We start from the raw sequence: 16,515 nt of genomic DNA on the forward strand, positions 1-16,515 counted from the left end.
TGGGTCCTGATGCCGATCAGTCAAGGATTGAACAGCGCGATACCTGTGGGAGCGGGCTTGCCCGCGATAGCGTCGGATCAGTCGACATTGATATTGAATGTAATACCGCCGTCGCGGGCAAGCCCGCTCCCACAGGTTCTATGTTCTGCTCTTTATTCCTGAATCACGTCGGCACCCTTGGGGATGTCGAACTTGAATTTGGACGCCGGAATCGGCTCGTTGGCCTTCACGCCAGTAAACAGGATATTGGTACGCTGGCCGACGCTATCAATCAGTTGCATGTCATTGACCAGACCGTTGCGGAACGACAGACGCAGGCTGTCGAACAGGGTGTCTTTGGTTTTCGGCTTCAGGGTGAAGTCGATCACGCCGCCGGCTTCCTTGGCGCTGATGTCGAAGCTCTGGCTGATCTTGGACACGTCACCGGACAACAACAGTGCCGGAGTCTGGGTCAGACGCTGGTCGAGGGTCTTGATGGTGACCTGCTCCAGGTCCGGGTCCCACAGGGAAACCTTCTTACCGTCGGACACCATCAGTTGCTCTTGCGGCGCGTCGGTGTGCCAGTAGAACAGGCCCGGGCGCTGCAAGGACATTTGACCGGCGGTTTCCTGCAACTGGGTGCCGCTGCCATCAAGAGTCAGCTGGGAGAAACGCGCGGTCAGGGTCTGGGATTTTTCCAGCAGTTGAGTCAGACGCGCCACGTCCTTGTCATCGGCGTGGGCCGAGAGCGTGGTCAAAGCCAGTACCGGCAGCAGCAACATGCGGATAAGACGCATGGGAGTCCTCATAAACATTCGTGGGAGTGCGGGCGGCGCCTCAAGACACCGCCCCTTTCAAAACCGGATCAGTCGCGCACCGGGCCAGGGGCCAGGACTTCACGCGAACCGTTGGTGTTCATGGATGTCACGACCCCGGCCATTTCCATGGCTTCGATCATGCGCGCCGCGCGGTTGTAGCCGATTTTCAGCTTGCGCTGAACCGCAGAGATGGACGCACGACGGCTTTCCAGGACGAACTGCACCGCTTCATCGTAGAGCGCATCGGTTTCGGCATCATCGTCACCGCCACCGCCGCCGTTTTCAAAGCCGCTACCGGGCTCTTCGACACCGGCGAGGATGTCGTCGTTGTATTCCGGCGCACCGCGCAGTTTCCAGGCTTCAACCACCCGGTGAACCTCGTCATCGGACACGAACGCGCCGTGAACACGAATCGGCAGACTGGTGCCCGGCGGCATGTACAACATATCACCGTGGCCCAGCAGTTGTTCGGCGCCGCCCTGGTCGATGATGGTCCGCGAATCGATCTTGCTCGATACCTGGAACGCCATACGGGTCGGAATGTTCGCCTTGATCAGACCGGTGATCACGTCCACCGACGGACGCTGGGTCGCGAGGATCAAGTGGATGCCGGCCGCACGGGCCTTCTGGGCGATACGGGCGATCAGCTCTTCAACCTTCTTGCCGACGATCATCATCATGTCGGCGAATTCGTCGACGACCACGACGATGGTCGGCAGTTTTTGCAGCAACGGTGCTTCGTCGTGGATGCTTTCGCGCTTGTACAACGGATCGCTCAACGGCTCGCCGGCGTCCTGGGCTTCCTTGACCTTGGCGTTGAAGCCCGACAGGTTACGCACGCCCATCTTCGCCATCAGTTTGTAACGCCGCTCCATTTCGGCGACGCTCCAGCGCAAGGCGTTGGCGGCGTCCTTCATGTCGGTCACCACCGGGCACAGCAGGTGCGGAATGCCTTCGTAGATCGACAGCTCAAGCATTTTCGGGTCGATCATGATCAGCTTGGCGTCTTCCGGGCCGGACTTGAACAGGATCGACAGGATCATCGCGTTCACCCCCACCGACTTACCGGAACCGGTCGTACCGGCCACCAGCAAGTGCGGCATTTTCGCCAGGTCGGTGATGACCGGCTTGCCGCCGATATCATGCCCCAGGGCCAGGGTGACCGGGGACTTGAAGTTATCGTATTCGGGAGTCGACAAGACCTCGGAGAACCGCACGATCTGCCGGTCTTCGTTAGGGATCTCGATACCGACCGTGGTCTTGCCCGGAATCACTTCCACGACACGCACGCTGGTCACGGCCAGGGAACGGGCCAGGTCTTTCGCCAGGTTGGAGATGCGGCTGACTTTGACGCCGGCTGCTGGCTGGATTTCGTAACGGGTAATGACCGGGCCCGGGTGAATCGAATCCACCGAAACTTCGACGCCGAATTCCTTGAGCTTGATTTCCAGCAAGTGGCCGACGGCCGCCAGGGATTCGGGCGAATAATTGAGTTGTTTCTTTTCCGCGGGGTCGAGAATCGAGATCGGTGGCAAGGTGCCTTCCACGGCGCTGTCGACGAACAACGGCGCCTGTTTCTCTTTTTCCACGCGCTTGCTGGGAGCTGCCGGTTTGGGCGGAGCCGGGGCAATCACCGGAGGTACCTGCTTCTCGCGCTCGGACATGTGCTTGCTCAGGGCTTGCTCACGCTCGAGCAGGCGCTCCTTGACCTTGGCCTGCTCGCGCTTGTCGGTGACGGTCGGCGCGACCACGTCATGCACGCGATCATCGACTTCACGCAGCTGGGCAACCAGTTGCTTGCGTTCGACACGGGCCGCCCACCAGCGATTGGCCGCGCCCTGAAACAGTTCGAACAGATCAAGGGTGATCTTGCCGGTGACGTCCATCACCTTGAACCACGACAGGTCGGTGAACACTGTCAGGCCGAACAGGAACAGCGCGATGAACAACAGCGTGCTGCCCTGGATGTTCAGCGCGTTCCGGGCCAGATCGCCGAGACTTTCGCCCAAAGCGCCGCCCGCGCCGGCCGGTAGACCGGTCGCCGCATGGAAATGGATGTGGGCCAGCGCTGCACCCGACAGCACCAGAAACACCAGGCCGATCAGGCGCCAGGAGAACAACCAGCCGCTCCACTGCCACGGCTCATGGCGCTGACGGAAGATCTGATACGCCTTGATCGCCAGCAGCAACGGGAAAATGTAGGCAAAGTAACCCAGGACCATGAACAGGATGTCGGCGCTGTAAGAGCCGGCCGGCCCGCCGAAGTTCTGCACATCGTCGATCTTGCTGTTATGGCTCCAGCCCGGATCGTCTTTGCCATAGGTCAACAAAGCCATCATCAGGAACAGGCACAAGGCGCCGATGGCGATCAATGCACCTTCCTTGAGCCGGTAGTGCAATTGCTGGCGCCAGAGCGGGACGACTGTTTTAGGTGCTGCGGTGGATTTCTTCAAAACGCTTCTTTTCCTGCGCCCATGGCGCGTCCATCTGTTGAATGACTATAAAAACTGCCCAATCCAGGCAGGTAAAAAAGTTAACAGGCGCAACTGAGACTACTTTTAACACTGCGCCCCGGTTTTTCGAAATACGGCACGCACCGCTTTTTTGATACAAACACTGTTACAAGCGAGCATTGTACGGGTTTGTTCACCCGATGCCATGCTTGAGACCCTTGGGTGCAGCATAGCCAACAGCACAGTACGCGCGGTCCAATTTGAGCATGCATTCTCTTTTGTGACAAAGGCTTATGAGGTGTTTTTATGACTGAAGCGAAGCATTCCCGCCTGATCATTCTGGGTTCCGGCCCCGCCGGTTACAGCGCAGCCGTTTATGCCGCTCGCGCCAACCTCAAACCCGTTGTCATCACCGGCATACAGGCAGGTGGCCAGCTGACCACCACCGTCGAAGTCGACAACTGGCCCGGCGACGTCGAAGGCCTGACCGGCCCGGTACTGATGGAACGCATGCAAAAACACGCCGAACGCTTCGACACAGAGATCGTTTACGACCACATCCATACGGCCAAGTTGCAACAGCGCCCGTTCGAGCTCATCGGCGATAGCGGCACCTACACCTGCGATGCGCTGATTATCGCCACCGGCGCTTCGGCCCAATACCTGGGGCTGCCATCGGAAGAAGCCTTTGCCGGCAAAGGGGTTTCGGCCTGCGCCACCTGTGATGGCTTTTTTTACCGCAACCAAGTGGTCGCGGTGGTCGGCGGAGGTAACACGGCCGTGGAAGAAGCGCTGTACTTGTCGAATATCGCCAAGGAAGTCCACCTGATTCACCGTCGCGACAAACTGCGCTCGGAGAAGATCCTCCAGGACAAGCTCTTCGAAAAAGCCGCCAATGGCAATATCCGCCTGCACTGGAACCAGAATCTGGACGAAGTACTGGGCGATGCCAGCGGCGTGACCGGTGCCCGCCTGCGGCACAGCCATACGGGCGAAACCAATGACTTGCCGCTGGCCGGCGTATTCATCGCCATTGGCCACAAGCCCAATACCGATCTGTTCCAGGGCCAGCTGAAAATGCGCGACGGTTATCTGCTGGTCAAGGGTGGCAGCGAAGGTGATGCCACCGCCACGGACATTGCAGGCGTGTTCGCCGCCGGTGACGTGGCCGATCATATTTACCGCCAGGCGGTGACGTCCGCCGGGGCCGGCTGCATGGCCGCGCTGGATGCCGAGAAGTATCTCGATGACATCCCCACCGTTTGACGGTTAACCTCCTCAAGGCGGGCTCAACGGCCCGCTACCGCCCTCCCCTTCTGCAAGCCCGGATGCCATGCTGACTTGGTTACAACGCAACACCCTGACCTTCCCGCCGCTGGAAAAAGCCATGCGCGACCCCAACGGGCTGCTGGCCGCGGGCGGCGATCTGTCCGCCGATCGCCTGATACAAGCCTATCGTCATGGCTGCTTTCCGTGGTTCTCGGAGGGCCAGCCGATTCTCTGGTGGTCGCCGGACCCGCGCACGGTACTGTTTCCCGACGAACTGCATATCTCCCGTAGTTTGAACAAACTGCTGCGCCAACAACGCTATCAAGTGACCTTCGATCGGGATTTTGCCGCGGTCATCCGCGCCTGCGCCGCACCGCGCGAGTACGCTGACGGCACCTGGATCACCCAAGCGATGCAGGATGCCTATGTCGAACTGCACAGGCGTGGTTACGCCCATTCGGTGGAAGTCTGGGACGATGGCGCGCTGGTCGGCGGGCTCTACGGCCTGGCTATGGGGCAGTTGTTTTTTGGCGAGTCGATGTTCAGCCGCGCCGACAACGCTTCCAAATATGGCTTCGCCACCCTGGTGCGACACCTGAAAGACTCAGGTTTTGTGCTGATCGACTGCCAGATGCCTACCGATCATCTGCACAGCCTGGGTGCCCGAGCGATTCCCCGCCGCGAATTTGCCGGCTACCTTGCGCGGCACCTGGATCAACCCGGCCGTGCCACTTGGGTTTGCTGAGCGACATTGGCGCGTGTGGCTTACACTTAATGCGGGGAAACTCATTGAGAGCGCCCCCTAATCAAAAGCTTATCCCGAGGGTTGATCATGACCGAGTTGGCGCGTTTGAAGTTTTATGCCACTCAGCCCCACTCTTGCAGCTATCTGCCCGAGGAACAGGCCACGACGCTGTTCCTCGACCCTAGTCAGCCCATGGATGTGCATGTCTACGCAGATCTGTCGGAAATGGGCTTTCGTCGTAGTGGCGATCATCTCTACCGGCCTCATTGCCAGCATTGCAATGCGTGCGTACCGGCGCGCATTCCTGTGGCGCAATTTACCCCCAACCGTCAGCAAAAACGCATTCTCAAACGCAATGCCGACTTGCAGGTGCGTCCGGCCAGACCAAAGTTCAGCGAAGAGTACTTCGACCTGTATCAGCGCTACATTGAACAACGTCATGCCGACGGCGATATGTATCCGCCGAGCCGCGACCAGTTTTCGACCTTCCTGGTACGTGATCTGCCATTCTCCCGTTTCTACGAATTTCGTCTCGAAGGCCGCCTGCTGGCCGTGGCCGTCACTGACTTGCTGCCCAACGGCCTGTCGGCGGTCTACACCTTCTATGAACCCGCGGAGGAGCGTCGTAGCCTGGGGCGCTATGCAATCCTCTGGCAAATCGGCGAAGCCCGACGCCTGGGGCTGGAAGCCGTCTATCTTGGCTACTGGATCAAAAACTGCAAAAAAATGAGCTACAAGACCCAATATCGCCCTATCGAACTGCTGATTAATCAACGTTGGGTCATCCTGAGCTAGTGCCCTGTCTCGCAAATACTGTTCCTTTTTGACGGCGTCTGTTGTCATCATGCTGCGTTGCCGCTCCTTGCCATAGCGAGCTATGACTCGTCGCGGCGCCTTGCCTGACGACAACAGCCACTCGCCAAAAGAGGAACGTATTTGTGAGACAGGACACTAACCCCTTGGCTTAAACCCCATTTTTCGGGCACAATGCACGCCGCTTTTGCCTGGCGCAGTTGCACCGGGCCATTCATTGGACACCGAGGGCTTTACTGCATGTCGAAAGAAGACAGCTTCGAAATGGAAGGCACTGTCGTCGACACCCTGCCCAACACCATGTTTCGTGTGGAGTTGGAAAATGGGCACGTCGTAACCGCGCATATCTCCGGCAAGATGCGCAAGAACTACATCCGTATTCTTACCGGCGACAAAGTGCGCGTCGAGCTGACGCCCTATGACTTGAGCAAAGGGCGCATCACCTACCGCGCTCGCTAATCAAGTCAATACAAAACGCCCGGCTATGCCGGGCGTTTTTGTTTGCCTGTGATTTAACAAGCACCTTAAATCCAATGTGGGAGCGAGTTTGCTCGCGAATGCGGTTTCACATTCAACATTGATGCAAGCTGACCCACCGCTTTCGCGAGCAAGCCCGCTCCCACAGGGACTTATGTATTTCTCGAGGCAGCAAAAAGGCGCCAATCGGCGCCTTTTTGCTTTGCTGCGGTTTAACGTCAGGCCATTTCAGCCGTAGTCTCGAACTCGAAGGTCAGCTCGCCGTCCTTGAGGTCGATGTGTACCACACCACCATGGTCGGCCAGTTCGCCAAAGAGGATCTCTTCGGCCAGTGGACGCTTGATCTTGTCCTGAATCAAACGCGCCATTGGACGAGCGCCCATTGCCGTGTCGTAGCCACTCGCTGCCAGCCAGCCACGCGCTGCGTCCGTCACTTCCAGCTGCACGCGCTTGTCTTCCAGCTGCGCCTGAAGTTCGGTAAGGAACTTGTCCACCACGCTTTTGATGACCTCATGGCTGAGGCGACCAAACTGGATAATGGTGTCCAGACGGTTACGGAATTCCGGCGTGAAGCTCTTCTTGATCACTTCCATCGCATCGGACGAGTGGTCCTGATAGGTGAAACCGATCGAAGCACGCGCCGCAGTTTCGGCACCGGCGTTGGTCGTCATGATGACGATCACGTTACGGAAGTCCGCCTTGCGCCCGTTGTTATCGGTCAGCGTACCGTGGTCCATGACCTGCAACAGCAGGTTGAAGACTTCCGGATGCGCCTTCTCGATTTCATCGAGCAACAGCACGCAGTGAGGCTGCTTGGTGATGGCTTCGGTCAGCAAACCGCCCTGATCGAATCCGACATAGCCTGGAGGCGCACCGATCAGTCGCGATACGGTGTGGCGCTCCATGTACTCAGACATGTCGAAGCGAACCAGCTCGACCCCCAACGCCTTGGCCAGTTGCCGCGCGGCCTCGGTTTTACCAACACCGGTCGGCCCTGCGAACAGGAACGAACCGACTGGCTTGTCAGGCGACTTGAGGCCGGCACGGGACAGTTTGATCGCAGTCGACAGCGAGTCGATCGCCGCATCCTGGCCAAATACCGTGAGTTTCAAGTCACGCTCAAGGTTACGCAGCAGCTCTTTGTCGGAACTGGTGACGTGTTTTGGCGGAATTCGCGCGATTTTCGCAACGATGTCCTCGACCTGAGGCACTTCGATGCGTTTCACGCGTTTCTCGATCGGCTGCAGACGCTGGTAGGCGCCCGCCTCGTCGATGACGTCGATCGCCTTGTCCGGCATGTGCCGGTCATTGATGTAACGCGAGGCCAGTTCCGCAGCGGCGCGCAGGGCTTCATCGCTGTATTCGATGTTGTGGTGCGCTTCAAAACGGCCTTTCAGGCCACGCAGGATGCCAATGGTGTCTTCCACCGAAGGTTCCGACACATCGACCTTCTGGAAGCGCCGAGCCAGGGCACGGTCCTTCTCGAAGATCCCACGGAATTCCTGGAACGTGGTCGAACCGATGCAGCGAATGTCGCCCGAAGACAGCAATGGCTTGAGCAGGTTCGACGCATCCATGACGCCACCGGACGCAGCGCCCGCACCGATGATGGTGTGGATCTCGTCGATGAACAGAATCGCCTGCGGACGTTTTTTCAGCTCATTGAGCAACGCCTTGAAGCGCTTCTCGAAATCGCCGCGGTATTTGGTCCCGGCCAGCAAAGCCCCCAGATCGAGGGAATACACCACGCTGTTGGCCAGCAGATCCGGCACCTGGTTGTCGACAATGCGTTTGGCCAGGCCTTCGGCAATCGCGGTTTTACCCACGCCTGCCTCGCCCACCAGCAGCGGGTTGTTTTTGCGGCGACGCGCGAGGATCTGCGCGACGCGCTCGACTTCCAGCTCACGGCCTACCAACGGATCGATACGACCCTGGCGCGCAAGTTCGTTGAGGTTGCTGGCATAAGCATCCAGAGGATTGCCTGAAGAAGAAGACTCACCGCCCTCGTCGTCCTGCATATCTTGTTCACCTTCAGAGTGATCGCCATGCCCTGGCACTTTGGAAATGCCATGGGCGATGTAGTTGACGACATCGATGCGCGCAACGCTCTGCTGCTTCAGCAGAAACACTGCCTGACTCTCTTGCTCACTGAAGATTGCGACCAGCACGTTAGCGCCAGTCACTTCGCGTTTGCCCGAGCTCTGTACATGAAAGACAGCACGTTGCAGTACACGCTGGAAGCCCAGGGTTGGCTGGGTTTCACGATCCTCGTCATGAAGCGGGATCAATGGCGTGGTGGAGTCGATGAACTCCTGCAGATCATGCTTGAGTTTGTCGAGGTTTGCGCCGCAGGCACGCAAAACGGTGGCGGCAGCCTCATTATCCAATAGGGCCAGCAGAAGGTGCTCGACAGTCATGAATTCATGACGCTTCGAGCGAGCCTCCTTGAAGGCAAGATTGAGGGTGACTTCGAGCTCGCGGTTTAACATAGCTTCACCTCATACCCAAGTGGTCGGCGATTAACCGTCCTTCTCGATTTCACAGAGTAGCGGATGCTGGCTTTCCCTGGCGTACTGGTTGACCTGCATGGCCTTGGTCTCCGCGATGTCGCGGGTAAACACTCCACATACTGCCCGTCCTTCTGTATGGACGGCCAGCATGACCTTGGTCGCCAGCTCGCGATTCAGGTTAAAAAACACCTCGAGCACTTCGACGACGAAATCCATCGGTGTGTAGTCATCGTTGAACAAAACCACCTTGTACATCGGTGGCGCCTGTAGAGCAGGCTTAGCCTCCTGAACAGCAATGCCTGCGGAATCGTCGTCGTGTAAATCAGGGCGATCCTGATTGAATGTTAGTCGAATCTGGCTGATTGCATGCATGGAAAGAAAGGTTCGTCAGTTGTGCAAATACAGTGGTGGGGGCTGTTATGAACGTTTTCAACTCCGACTGCCCGGTCACCTTGACTATCGGAAAATCGGTGTTACAAACAATAGAGCCCACAGTGGGTAAAAAAGGTCCGCGGAGTCAATCCTATTTGCAAGATAGACTGCGGATTAACTGGATGATACTCCAGTGATGGAGTCTGTTGCAGAGGGATATGGGTATGGCTGTCGGTAAGGTGAAATGGTTCAACAATGCCAAGGGGTTCGGTTTCATTAACACCGACGCCAGAGAAGGTCGCGACGAGGATGGCAAGGACATCGATTTCTTTGCCCACTATTCGGCTATTGAAATGGACGGATACAAAACCCTCAAGGCTGGGCAAATTGTTAGCTTTGAGATCATCCAGGGCCCCAAAGGACTGCATGCAGTAAAGATCACATCTGCCACCTCTCCGAACGAACAGAGCGCCACTGCCACCCGGCAAGAAACAGTGTCGAGCTGACGCAGCTCATCCAGTCATAAAAAAACCGCCCGAAGGCGGTTTTTTTTGTCAGCTGGTTTACATGTGCGAGATCAACGCATCACCAAACGCGGAAGACGACAGCAGTTTCGCGCCCTCCATCAGACGTTCGAAGTCATAGGTCACGGTTTTCGCGGAGATCGCGCCGTTGGTGCCTTTGATGATCAGGTCGGCCGCTTCGGTCCAGCCCATGTGACGCAGCATCATCTCGGCGGACAGGATCAACGAACCCGGGTTGACCTGGTCCTTGCCGGCGTACTTCGGCGCAGTACCGTGGGTGGCTTCGAACATGGCCACGGTGTCGGACAGGTTGGCACCCGGCGCGATACCGATACCGCCCACTTCGGCCGCCAGGGCGTCGGAGAGGTAGTCGCCGTTGAGGTTCAGGGTCGCGATGACATCGTATTCAGCCGGGCGCAGCAGGATCTGCTGGAGCATGGCATCGGCGATGGCGTCCTTGACGATGACGTTCTTGCCGGTTTTCGGGTTCTTGAACTGCATCCACGGACCGCCGTCGAGCAGGGTCGCGCCGAATTCTTCAGCGGCCACTTCGTAGGCCCATTCCTTGAAGGCACCTTCGGTGAACTTCATGATGTTGCCTTTGTGCACGATGGTCAGCGAGTCACGGTCGTTGTCGACCACATACTGCAGAGCCTTGCGCGCCAGACGCTTGGTGCCTTCCAGGGACACCGGCTTGATGCCGATACCGCAGTTTTCGTCGAAACGGATCTTGGTGACGCCCATTTCTTCTTTAAGGAACTTGATGACCTTGGTCGCTTCCGGCGAACCGGCTTTCCATTCGATACCGGCATAAATGTCTTCCGAGTTTTCACGGAAGATGGTCATGTCGACATCGCCTGGCTTCTTGACCGGGCTCGGTACGCCTTCGAACCAGCGCACTGGGCGCAGGCACACATACAGGTCGAGTTGCTGACGCAGGGCCACGTTCAGCGAACGGATGCCGCCGCCGACCGGGGTGGTCAGAGGCCCCTTGATGGAAACCACGTAATCCTTGACCGCGTCCAGGGTTTCCTGAGGCAGCCAGGTGTCCTGATCGTAAACCTGAGTCGCTTTCTCCCCGGCGTAGACTTCCATCCAGGAAATTTTGCGCTCGCCGCCGTAAGCTTTCTTAACAGCAGCATCGACAACCTTGATCATGACCGGGCTGATATCAACGCCAATACCATCGCCTTCGATGAAGGGGATGATCGGGTTGTTAGGAACATTGAGAGAATGGTCTGCGTTGACGGTGATTTTGTCGCCGACGGCTGGAACCTGAATCTTCTTGTATCCCATGCTGTACTCCATTGTTTGGATTGAACATCTGGCTGCGTTCGAGCGTACCCCAGTTAAATCGGCGCGCAAACCCTATGTTCCGCCCATCTGCCGCAAAGCTGCACAGTTCGCGACGTACAAGCCTGAAAGCAAAGGGAAAAGCGCCAAACTCAAGCACGGCGAACGACTCTACGCGTCACACTCGCCTGCGACCTTTAGACCAATGGACGAAAAACGTTGCATATGAACCATCGGCAGATTGCCAGCTACCTATGTATAATGCCGCCGCTGACCACAGAGTCACGACGGCCGACCGCTCTACCCCAAGACTTTGGGCCCGAATAAGCTGGATTGTTACCGCAGTCCACCCGCTTGACGCTCGACTGATGCACCCAACATCACCGCGAAGAAACCTCGACATTCGGTTCATGGATGACTTTGAACGAACGCGCTTACCCGGCGCCCCTCGAGTTTCTGCGCACGCTTAGCAAAGAAGAGAGAGTTAATCCGAATATGCCCACCCGCTCGAAGATCATCTATACCTTCACCGACGAAGCCCCAGCCCTCGCCACCTATTCACTGTTGCCTATCGTAGAGGCTTTCACCGCCTCGGCTGATATCGCCGTTGAAACCCGCGATATCTCTCTTGCAGGGCGCATTCTGGCCAGCTTCCCCGAGCAATTGGGTGACAAAGCCGTAGCCGACCACCTCGCCGAACTGGGCGACCTGGCCGTTACACCTGAAGCCAACATCATCAAGCTACCGAACATCAGCGCTTCGGTTCCGCAACTGCAGGCCGCGATCAAAGAGCTGCAAGCCCAGGGCTTCGCACTGCCGGACTACCCGGAAACCGTGACCAGCGATGCCGACAAGCTCGCCAAGTCGCGTTACGACAAGATCAAAGGCAGCGCCGTAAACCCGGTTCTGCGCGAAGGCAACTCCGATCGTCGTGCACCGCTGTCGGTCAAGAACTACGCGCGCAAGCACCCGCACAAAATGGGCGCATGGGCCAAAGACTCCAAGTCCCACGTCGCTCACATGAGCACCGGCGATTTCTACGGCAGCGAAAAAGCCGCCCTGATCGACGCCGCTGACGCCGTCAAAATCGAACTGATTGCTCAAGACGGCACCACCACCGTCCTGAAAGAAAAAACCACCGTGCAAGCCGGTGAGATCCTCGATTGCGCCGTTCTGAGCAAAAAAGCGCTGCGCAGCTTCATCGCAGCCGAGATCGAAGACGCCAAAGCCAAAGGCGTGTTGCTGTCGGTTCACCTGAAAGCCACCATGATGAAGGTCTCCGACCCGATCATGTTCGGCCAGATCGTTGCCGAGTTCTATAAAGACGCCCTGGCCAAGCACGCTGACGTGCTGGCACAGATCGGCTTCAACCTGAACAACGGCATCGGCGACCTGTATGCTCGTATCAAGGCTTTGCCTGCCGAGCAACAAGCGCAGATCGAAGCGGACATCCAGGCGGTCTACGCCGTTCGCCCATCGTTGGCCATGGTCAACTCCGACAAAGGCATCACTAACCTGCACGTGCCGAGCGACGTTATCGTCGACGCCTCGATGCCAGCGATGATCCGTGACTCCGGCAAAATGTGGGGCACCGACGGTCAGCTGCACGACACCAAGGCTGTGATCCCGGATCGTTGCTACGCCACCATCTACCAGGCAGTGATCGAAGACTGCAAGCTGCACGGCGCCTTTGATCCAACCACCATGGGCAGCGTGCCAAACGTTGGCCTGATGGCGAAGAAAGCCGAAGAGTACGGCTCCCACGACAAGACCTTCCAGATCAAGGCAAACGGCGTGGTTCGGGTTTCCGACAGCGCTGGCCGCACCCTGCTGGAACAGTCGGTTGAAGCCGGCGACATCTTCCGCATGTGCCAGACCAAAGACGCGCCGATCCAGGACTGGGTCAAACTGGCCGTCAACCGTGCCCGTGCAAGCGCAACTCCGGCGATTTTCTGGCTGGACCCAATGCGCGCCCACGACGGCGTAGTGATCGAGAAAGTTCAGGCTTACCTGAAGGATCACGATACTTCCGGCCTGGACATCCACATCATGTCGCCTGTCGACGCGATGAAGTTCACCCTGGACCGCACCCGTGAAGGCAAGGACACCATTTCGGTGACCGGCAACGTATTGCGCGACTACCTGACTGACCTGTTCCCGATCATGGAACTGGGCACCAGCGCCAAGATGCTGTCGATCGTTCCGCTGATGAACGGCGGTGGTCTGTTTGAAACCGGCGCCGGCGGTTCGGCACCGAAGCACGTTCAACAGCTGCTGGAAGAAAACTTCCTGCGCTGGGATTCCCTGGGCGAGTTCCTGGCCCTGGCTGCTTCCCTCGAGCATCTGGGTGTTACCTACAACAACCCTAAAGCGCTGGTGCTGGCCAAGACCCTGGATCAGGCCACTGGCCAGTTCCTGGACAACAACAAGTCGCCATCGCGCAAAGTCGGCAACATCGACAACCGCGGCAGCCACTTCTACCTGGCGCTGTACTGGGCACAAGCCCTGGCCGCCCAGACCGAAGACACTGCACTGCAAGCGCAGTTCGGCGAACTGGCCAAAACCCTGACCGAGAACGAAGCGACCATCGTCGCCGAGCTCAACGCCGTCCAGGGCAAGCCAGTGGACATCGGCGGTTACTACCACGCCAATGCCGAGCTGATCAGCAAGGCCATGCGCCCGAGCAGCACCTTCAACGCCGCGATCGCTGCGCTGGTTTAAGGTTGTAAGGGAACATCACAAACCCCGGCCTCGTGCCGGGGTTTGTGTTTGTGGCGTTCATACATATTTATCTGTCAGAACCCGCCCCTGTGGGAGCTGGCTTGCCTGCGATAGCGGCTTATCATTCAACATTGATGTCGACTGACCCACCGCCATCGCAGGCAAGCCAGCTCCCACAGGATCGAGTTTCAACATTCAAATTGAGGAAGTCTTATGGATTGGCTACCCCACATCACCGTCGCCACCATCGTCGAAGACAATGGTCGCTTCCTGATGGTCGAAGAACTCAAGCACGGACAAACGGTGCTCAACCAGCCCGCCGGCCATCTGGACCCGGACGAAACCCTGATCGAAGCCGCCGTGCGCGAAACCCTCGAGGAAACCGGCTGGGACGTCGAGCCGACCGGCGTGGTGGGCATTTATCTCTATACCGCTCCGAGCAACGGCGTGACTTATCAGCGGGTCTGCTTCACCGCAAAACCGCTCAAACACCACCCCGACTATCAGTTGGATGACGGTATCGTCGGCGCAAAATGGCTGACGCGTGACGAACTGCTGCAACAGCGCGCAAACTGGCGCAGTGAGCTGATCATCCGCTGTATCGATGATTATCTGGACGGTAAACACTTCAGCCTCGAGCTGATCCGCCCTTCTCTTTAGCCTTGCGGGCTTCAGCCTGCTAGAATCGCGTCCTTTTTCAAGACACTCATTGAATCCCTATGCGTGATCCAGCCCCTTCTGACACACAAAAGAAGCGCGTCATTGTCGGCATGTCCGGCGGCGTGGACTCTTCCGTTTCCGCTCTCCTGCTGATCGAGCAGGGTTATGAGGTGGAAGGCCTGTTCATGAAGAACTGGGAAGAAGACGATGGAACGGAATACTGCACCGCCATGGATGACCTGGCGGACGCTCAGGCCGTGTGCGACAAGATTGGCATCAAGCTGCACACCGCCAACTTCGCCGCCGAGTACTGGGACAACGTGTTCGAGCATTTCCTGGCCGAGTACAAGGCCGGTCGCACGCCGAACCCGGACATCCTCTGCAACCGTGAAATCAAGTTCAAGGCGTTCCTCGACTACGCCATGATGCTCGGCGCCGACCTGATCGCCACCGGCCACTACGTGCGCCGCCGTGACATCGATGGCCGCACCGAATTGCTCAAGGGCCTGGATCCGAACAAGGACCAGAGCTACTTCCTGCACGCTGTCGGCGGCGAACAGATCGCCAAGACCCTGTTCCCGGTCGGCGAGCTGGAAAAACCCGAAGTGCGCGCGATTGCCGAGAAACACGACCTGGCCACCGCGAAGAAAAAGGATTCCACCGGGATCTGCTTTATCGGCGAACGCCGCTTCAGCGACTTCCTCAAGCAATACCTGCCGGCCCAGCCGGGCGAGATAAAGACCACCGAAGGTGAAGTCATCGGCCGTCACCACGGCTTGATGTATCACACCATCGGCCAGCGCCAGGGCCTGGGCATCGGCGGCCTGAAGGACGCCGGTGACGAGCCGTGGTATGTGCTGATCAAGGACCTGGAACACAACGAGCTGATCGTGGGCCAAGGCAATGATCACCCTTATCTGTTCTCCCGCGCCCTGCTCGCCTCGGACATCTATTGGGTCAACCCGATCGATTTGACCGAGCCGCGCAAGCTGACCGCCAAGGTGCGCTATCGTCAGAGCGACCAGCCTTGCACGCTGGAGAAGACCGCCAACGGCTACCGCGCGACCTTCGATGACCCGCAACGCGCGGTCACCCCAGGCCAATCCGTGGTGTTCTACGACGGTGAAATCTGCCTCGGCGGCGGCGTGATCGAAGTGGCCGAACCTTGGACCAGCAAGGGTCAGCGTTCATGAGCCCGACTCAGGAGCAACTGACGGCCCTGGGCGGTGTGTTTCTCGCCGCCGTGCTGGTCGACAAGATCGCCAAGAGCGGCCAGACCAACGAAGCCGGCCTGACCTGCATGCTCGGCAGCCTGTTGATTCGCGACCCCAAGGACACGCTGGAAGTCTATGGCGGTGACGACATCAATCTGCGTGAAGGCTACCGCGCATTGATCGGTGCCCTGGAGCGCGATCCCAGCACCCTCCAGCGCGAACCGCTACGCTACGCCCTGGCGATGCTGGGGCTGGAGCGTCAGTTGGCCAAGCGCGACGACATGCTGGAAGTGATCGGCAAGCGTTTGCCGCAGATTCAGTCCCAGGTCGAACACTTCGGCCCGGCTCACGAAAACGTGATCGCCGCCTGCGGTGCGCTGTATCAGGACACCCTGAGCACCCTGCGCCAACGGATTCAAGTGCATGGCGACATGCGCAACCTGCAGCAACCGAGCAATGCCTCGAAGATCCGCGCGCTGTTGCTGGCCGGCATTCGATCAGCGCGCCTGTGGCGGCAGCTGGGCGGTCATCGCTGGCAGTTGGTGATCAGCCGGCGCAAATTGCTTAAAGAGCTTTACCCGCTGATGCGCAGCAGCTGAACCGCGCCCGCAATACCGTTTTGTAGTCAGTAACGCGTAATACGCCGGTCAGTTGGCAACGGACCGGC

Annotated in this window: 14 protein-coding genes; 9 read left to right on the forward strand and 5 right to left on the reverse strand. The window is 58.3% G+C overall.

Features of this window, described 5'->3' with window-relative positions:
• Window positions 1-152: 152 nt before the first annotated feature.
• Window positions 153-776, reverse strand: coding sequence for an outer membrane lipoprotein chaperone LolA (gene lolA / locus AB7M26_RS24590; RefSeq protein WP_007904916.1), 624 nt, complete (start codon window positions 774-776; stop codon window positions 153-155).
• Window positions 777-844: 68 nt separating this feature from the next.
• On the reverse strand, window positions 845-3,250 hold the full coding sequence (locus tag AB7M26_RS24595) for a DNA translocase FtsK (RefSeq protein WP_123493792.1): 2,406 nt from the start codon (window positions 3,248-3,250) through the stop codon (window positions 845-847).
• A gap of 306 nt (window positions 3,251-3,556) precedes the next feature.
• On the opposite strand from AB7M26_RS24595, the gene trxB reads away from it, so the two are divergent.
• The 4 genes from trxB (at window position 3,557) to infA (ending at window position 6,536) form a co-directional block, all read left to right on the forward strand.
• Window positions 3,557-4,516, forward strand: coding sequence for a thioredoxin-disulfide reductase (gene trxB, locus AB7M26_RS24600; RefSeq protein ID WP_123493790.1), 960 nt, complete (start codon window positions 3,557-3,559; stop codon window positions 4,514-4,516).
• A 67-nt stretch (window positions 4,517-4,583) separates the two neighbouring features.
• Window positions 4,584-5,264, forward strand: coding sequence for a leucyl/phenylalanyl-tRNA--protein transferase (aat, locus tag AB7M26_RS24605; protein WP_123493788.1), 681 nt, complete (start codon window positions 4,584-4,586; stop codon window positions 5,262-5,264).
• An 87-nt stretch (window positions 5,265-5,351) separates the two neighbouring features.
• Complete coding sequence (locus AB7M26_RS24610) at window positions 5,352-6,059, forward strand: arginyltransferase (RefSeq protein ID WP_123493785.1); 708 nt, start codon at window positions 5,352-5,354, stop codon at window positions 6,057-6,059.
• 258 nt (window positions 6,060-6,317) lie between these two features.
• Window positions 6,318-6,536, forward strand: a complete 219-nt coding sequence (gene infA, locus AB7M26_RS24615; protein WP_002553999.1) for a translation initiation factor IF-1 — start codon at window positions 6,318-6,320, stop codon at window positions 6,534-6,536.
• 236 nt (window positions 6,537-6,772) lie between these two features.
• On the opposite strand, the gene clpA is transcribed toward infA, so the two are convergent.
• Window positions 6,773-9,043 carry an ATP-dependent Clp protease ATP-binding subunit ClpA gene (gene clpA / locus AB7M26_RS24620; RefSeq protein ID WP_007905018.1) on the reverse strand — a complete coding sequence of 757 codons (2,271 nt, stop codon included), beginning with the start codon at window positions 9,041-9,043 and terminating at the stop codon, window positions 6,773-6,775.
• Between the two features lie 30 nt (window positions 9,044-9,073).
• Window positions 9,074-9,436 (reverse strand): ATP-dependent Clp protease adapter ClpS, encoded by a 363-nt coding sequence (clpS, locus tag AB7M26_RS24625; RefSeq protein ID WP_015094394.1) that lies wholly within the window; start codon window positions 9,434-9,436, stop codon window positions 9,074-9,076.
• A 224-nt stretch (window positions 9,437-9,660) separates the two neighbouring features.
• Between clpS and AB7M26_RS24630 the strand changes: the two genes are divergently transcribed.
• A complete protein-coding gene (locus AB7M26_RS24630) occupies window positions 9,661-9,942 on the forward strand; it encodes a cold shock domain-containing protein (RefSeq protein WP_123494359.1) in 282 nt (93 codons plus the stop codon).
• A 57-nt stretch (window positions 9,943-9,999) separates the two neighbouring features.
• Here AB7M26_RS24630 and icd read toward each other — a convergent pair whose 3' ends face one another.
• The gene (gene icd, locus AB7M26_RS24635) at window positions 10,000-11,256 is read right to left on the reverse strand and encodes an NADP-dependent isocitrate dehydrogenase (RefSeq protein WP_123358348.1); all 1,257 of its coding nucleotides are present in this window, start codon (window positions 11,254-11,256) and stop codon (window positions 10,000-10,002) included.
• 492 nt (window positions 11,257-11,748) lie between these two features.
• On the opposite strand from icd, the gene AB7M26_RS24640 reads away from it, so the two are divergent.
• The 4 genes from AB7M26_RS24640 to hflD all read left to right on the forward strand — a co-directional run bounded on the left by AB7M26_RS24640 (window position 11,749) and on the right by hflD (window position 16,447).
• Complete coding sequence (locus tag AB7M26_RS24640) at window positions 11,749-13,974, forward strand: NADP-dependent isocitrate dehydrogenase (protein ID WP_123493783.1); 2,226 nt, start codon at window positions 11,749-11,751, stop codon at window positions 13,972-13,974.
• A 213-nt stretch (window positions 13,975-14,187) separates the two neighbouring features.
• A complete protein-coding gene (locus AB7M26_RS24645; RefSeq protein WP_008014882.1) occupies window positions 14,188-14,634 on the forward strand; it encodes an NUDIX hydrolase in 447 nt (148 codons plus the stop codon).
• 59 nt (window positions 14,635-14,693) lie between these two features.
• Window positions 14,694-15,827: a tRNA 2-thiouridine(34) synthase MnmA gene (mnmA, locus tag AB7M26_RS24650; RefSeq protein ID WP_123493781.1), complete on the forward strand. Its 1,134-nt coding sequence runs from the start codon at window positions 14,694-14,696 to the stop codon at window positions 15,825-15,827.
• On the forward strand, window positions 15,824-16,447 hold the full coding sequence (gene hflD, locus AB7M26_RS24655) for a high frequency lysogenization protein HflD (protein WP_008068314.1): 624 nt from the start codon (window positions 15,824-15,826) through the stop codon (window positions 16,445-16,447). Before mnmA ends, hflD begins: the two co-directional genes overlap by 4 nt.
• The last annotated feature ends 68 nt before the right edge of the window (window positions 16,448-16,515 follow it).

It is taken from the genome of Pseudomonas sp. F-14 TE3482, assembly GCF_053629455.1.

Coding starts and splice junctions, on each gene's coding strand:
- AB7M26_RS24645 (WP_008014882.1), top strand. CDS start 14,188: ATGGATTGGCTACCCCACATCACCGTCGCCACCATCGTCGAAGACAAT.
- trxB (WP_123493790.1), top strand. CDS start 3,557: ATGACTGAAGCGAAGCATTCCCGCCTGATCATTCTGGGTTCCGGCCCC.
- icd (WP_123358348.1), bottom strand. CDS start 11,256: ATGGGATACAAGAAGATTCAGGTTCCAGCCGTCGGCGACAAAATCACC.
- AB7M26_RS24640 (WP_123493783.1), top strand. CDS start 11,749: ATGCCCACCCGCTCGAAGATCATCTATACCTTCACCGACGAAGCCCCA.
- clpA (WP_007905018.1), bottom strand. CDS start 9,043: ATGTTAAACCGCGAGCTCGAAGTCACCCTCAATCTTGCCTTCAAGGAG.
- mnmA (WP_123493781.1), top strand. CDS start 14,694: ATGCGTGATCCAGCCCCTTCTGACACACAAAAGAAGCGCGTCATTGTC.
- infA (WP_002553999.1), top strand. CDS start 6,318: ATGTCGAAAGAAGACAGCTTCGAAATGGAAGGCACTGTCGTCGACACC.
- AB7M26_RS24610 (WP_123493785.1), top strand. CDS start 5,352: ATGACCGAGTTGGCGCGTTTGAAGTTTTATGCCACTCAGCCCCACTCT.
- clpS (WP_015094394.1), bottom strand. CDS start 9,436: ATGCATGCAATCAGCCAGATTCGACTAACATTCAATCAGGATCGCCCT.
- aat (WP_123493788.1), top strand. CDS start 4,584: ATGCTGACTTGGTTACAACGCAACACCCTGACCTTCCCGCCGCTGGAA.
- hflD (WP_008068314.1), top strand. CDS start 15,824: ATGAGCCCGACTCAGGAGCAACTGACGGCCCTGGGCGGTGTGTTTCTC.
- AB7M26_RS24630 (WP_123494359.1), top strand. CDS start 9,661: ATGGCTGTCGGTAAGGTGAAATGGTTCAACAATGCCAAGGGGTTCGGT.
- lolA (WP_007904916.1), bottom strand. CDS start 776: ATGCGTCTTATCCGCATGTTGCTGCTGCCGGTACTGGCTTTGACCACG.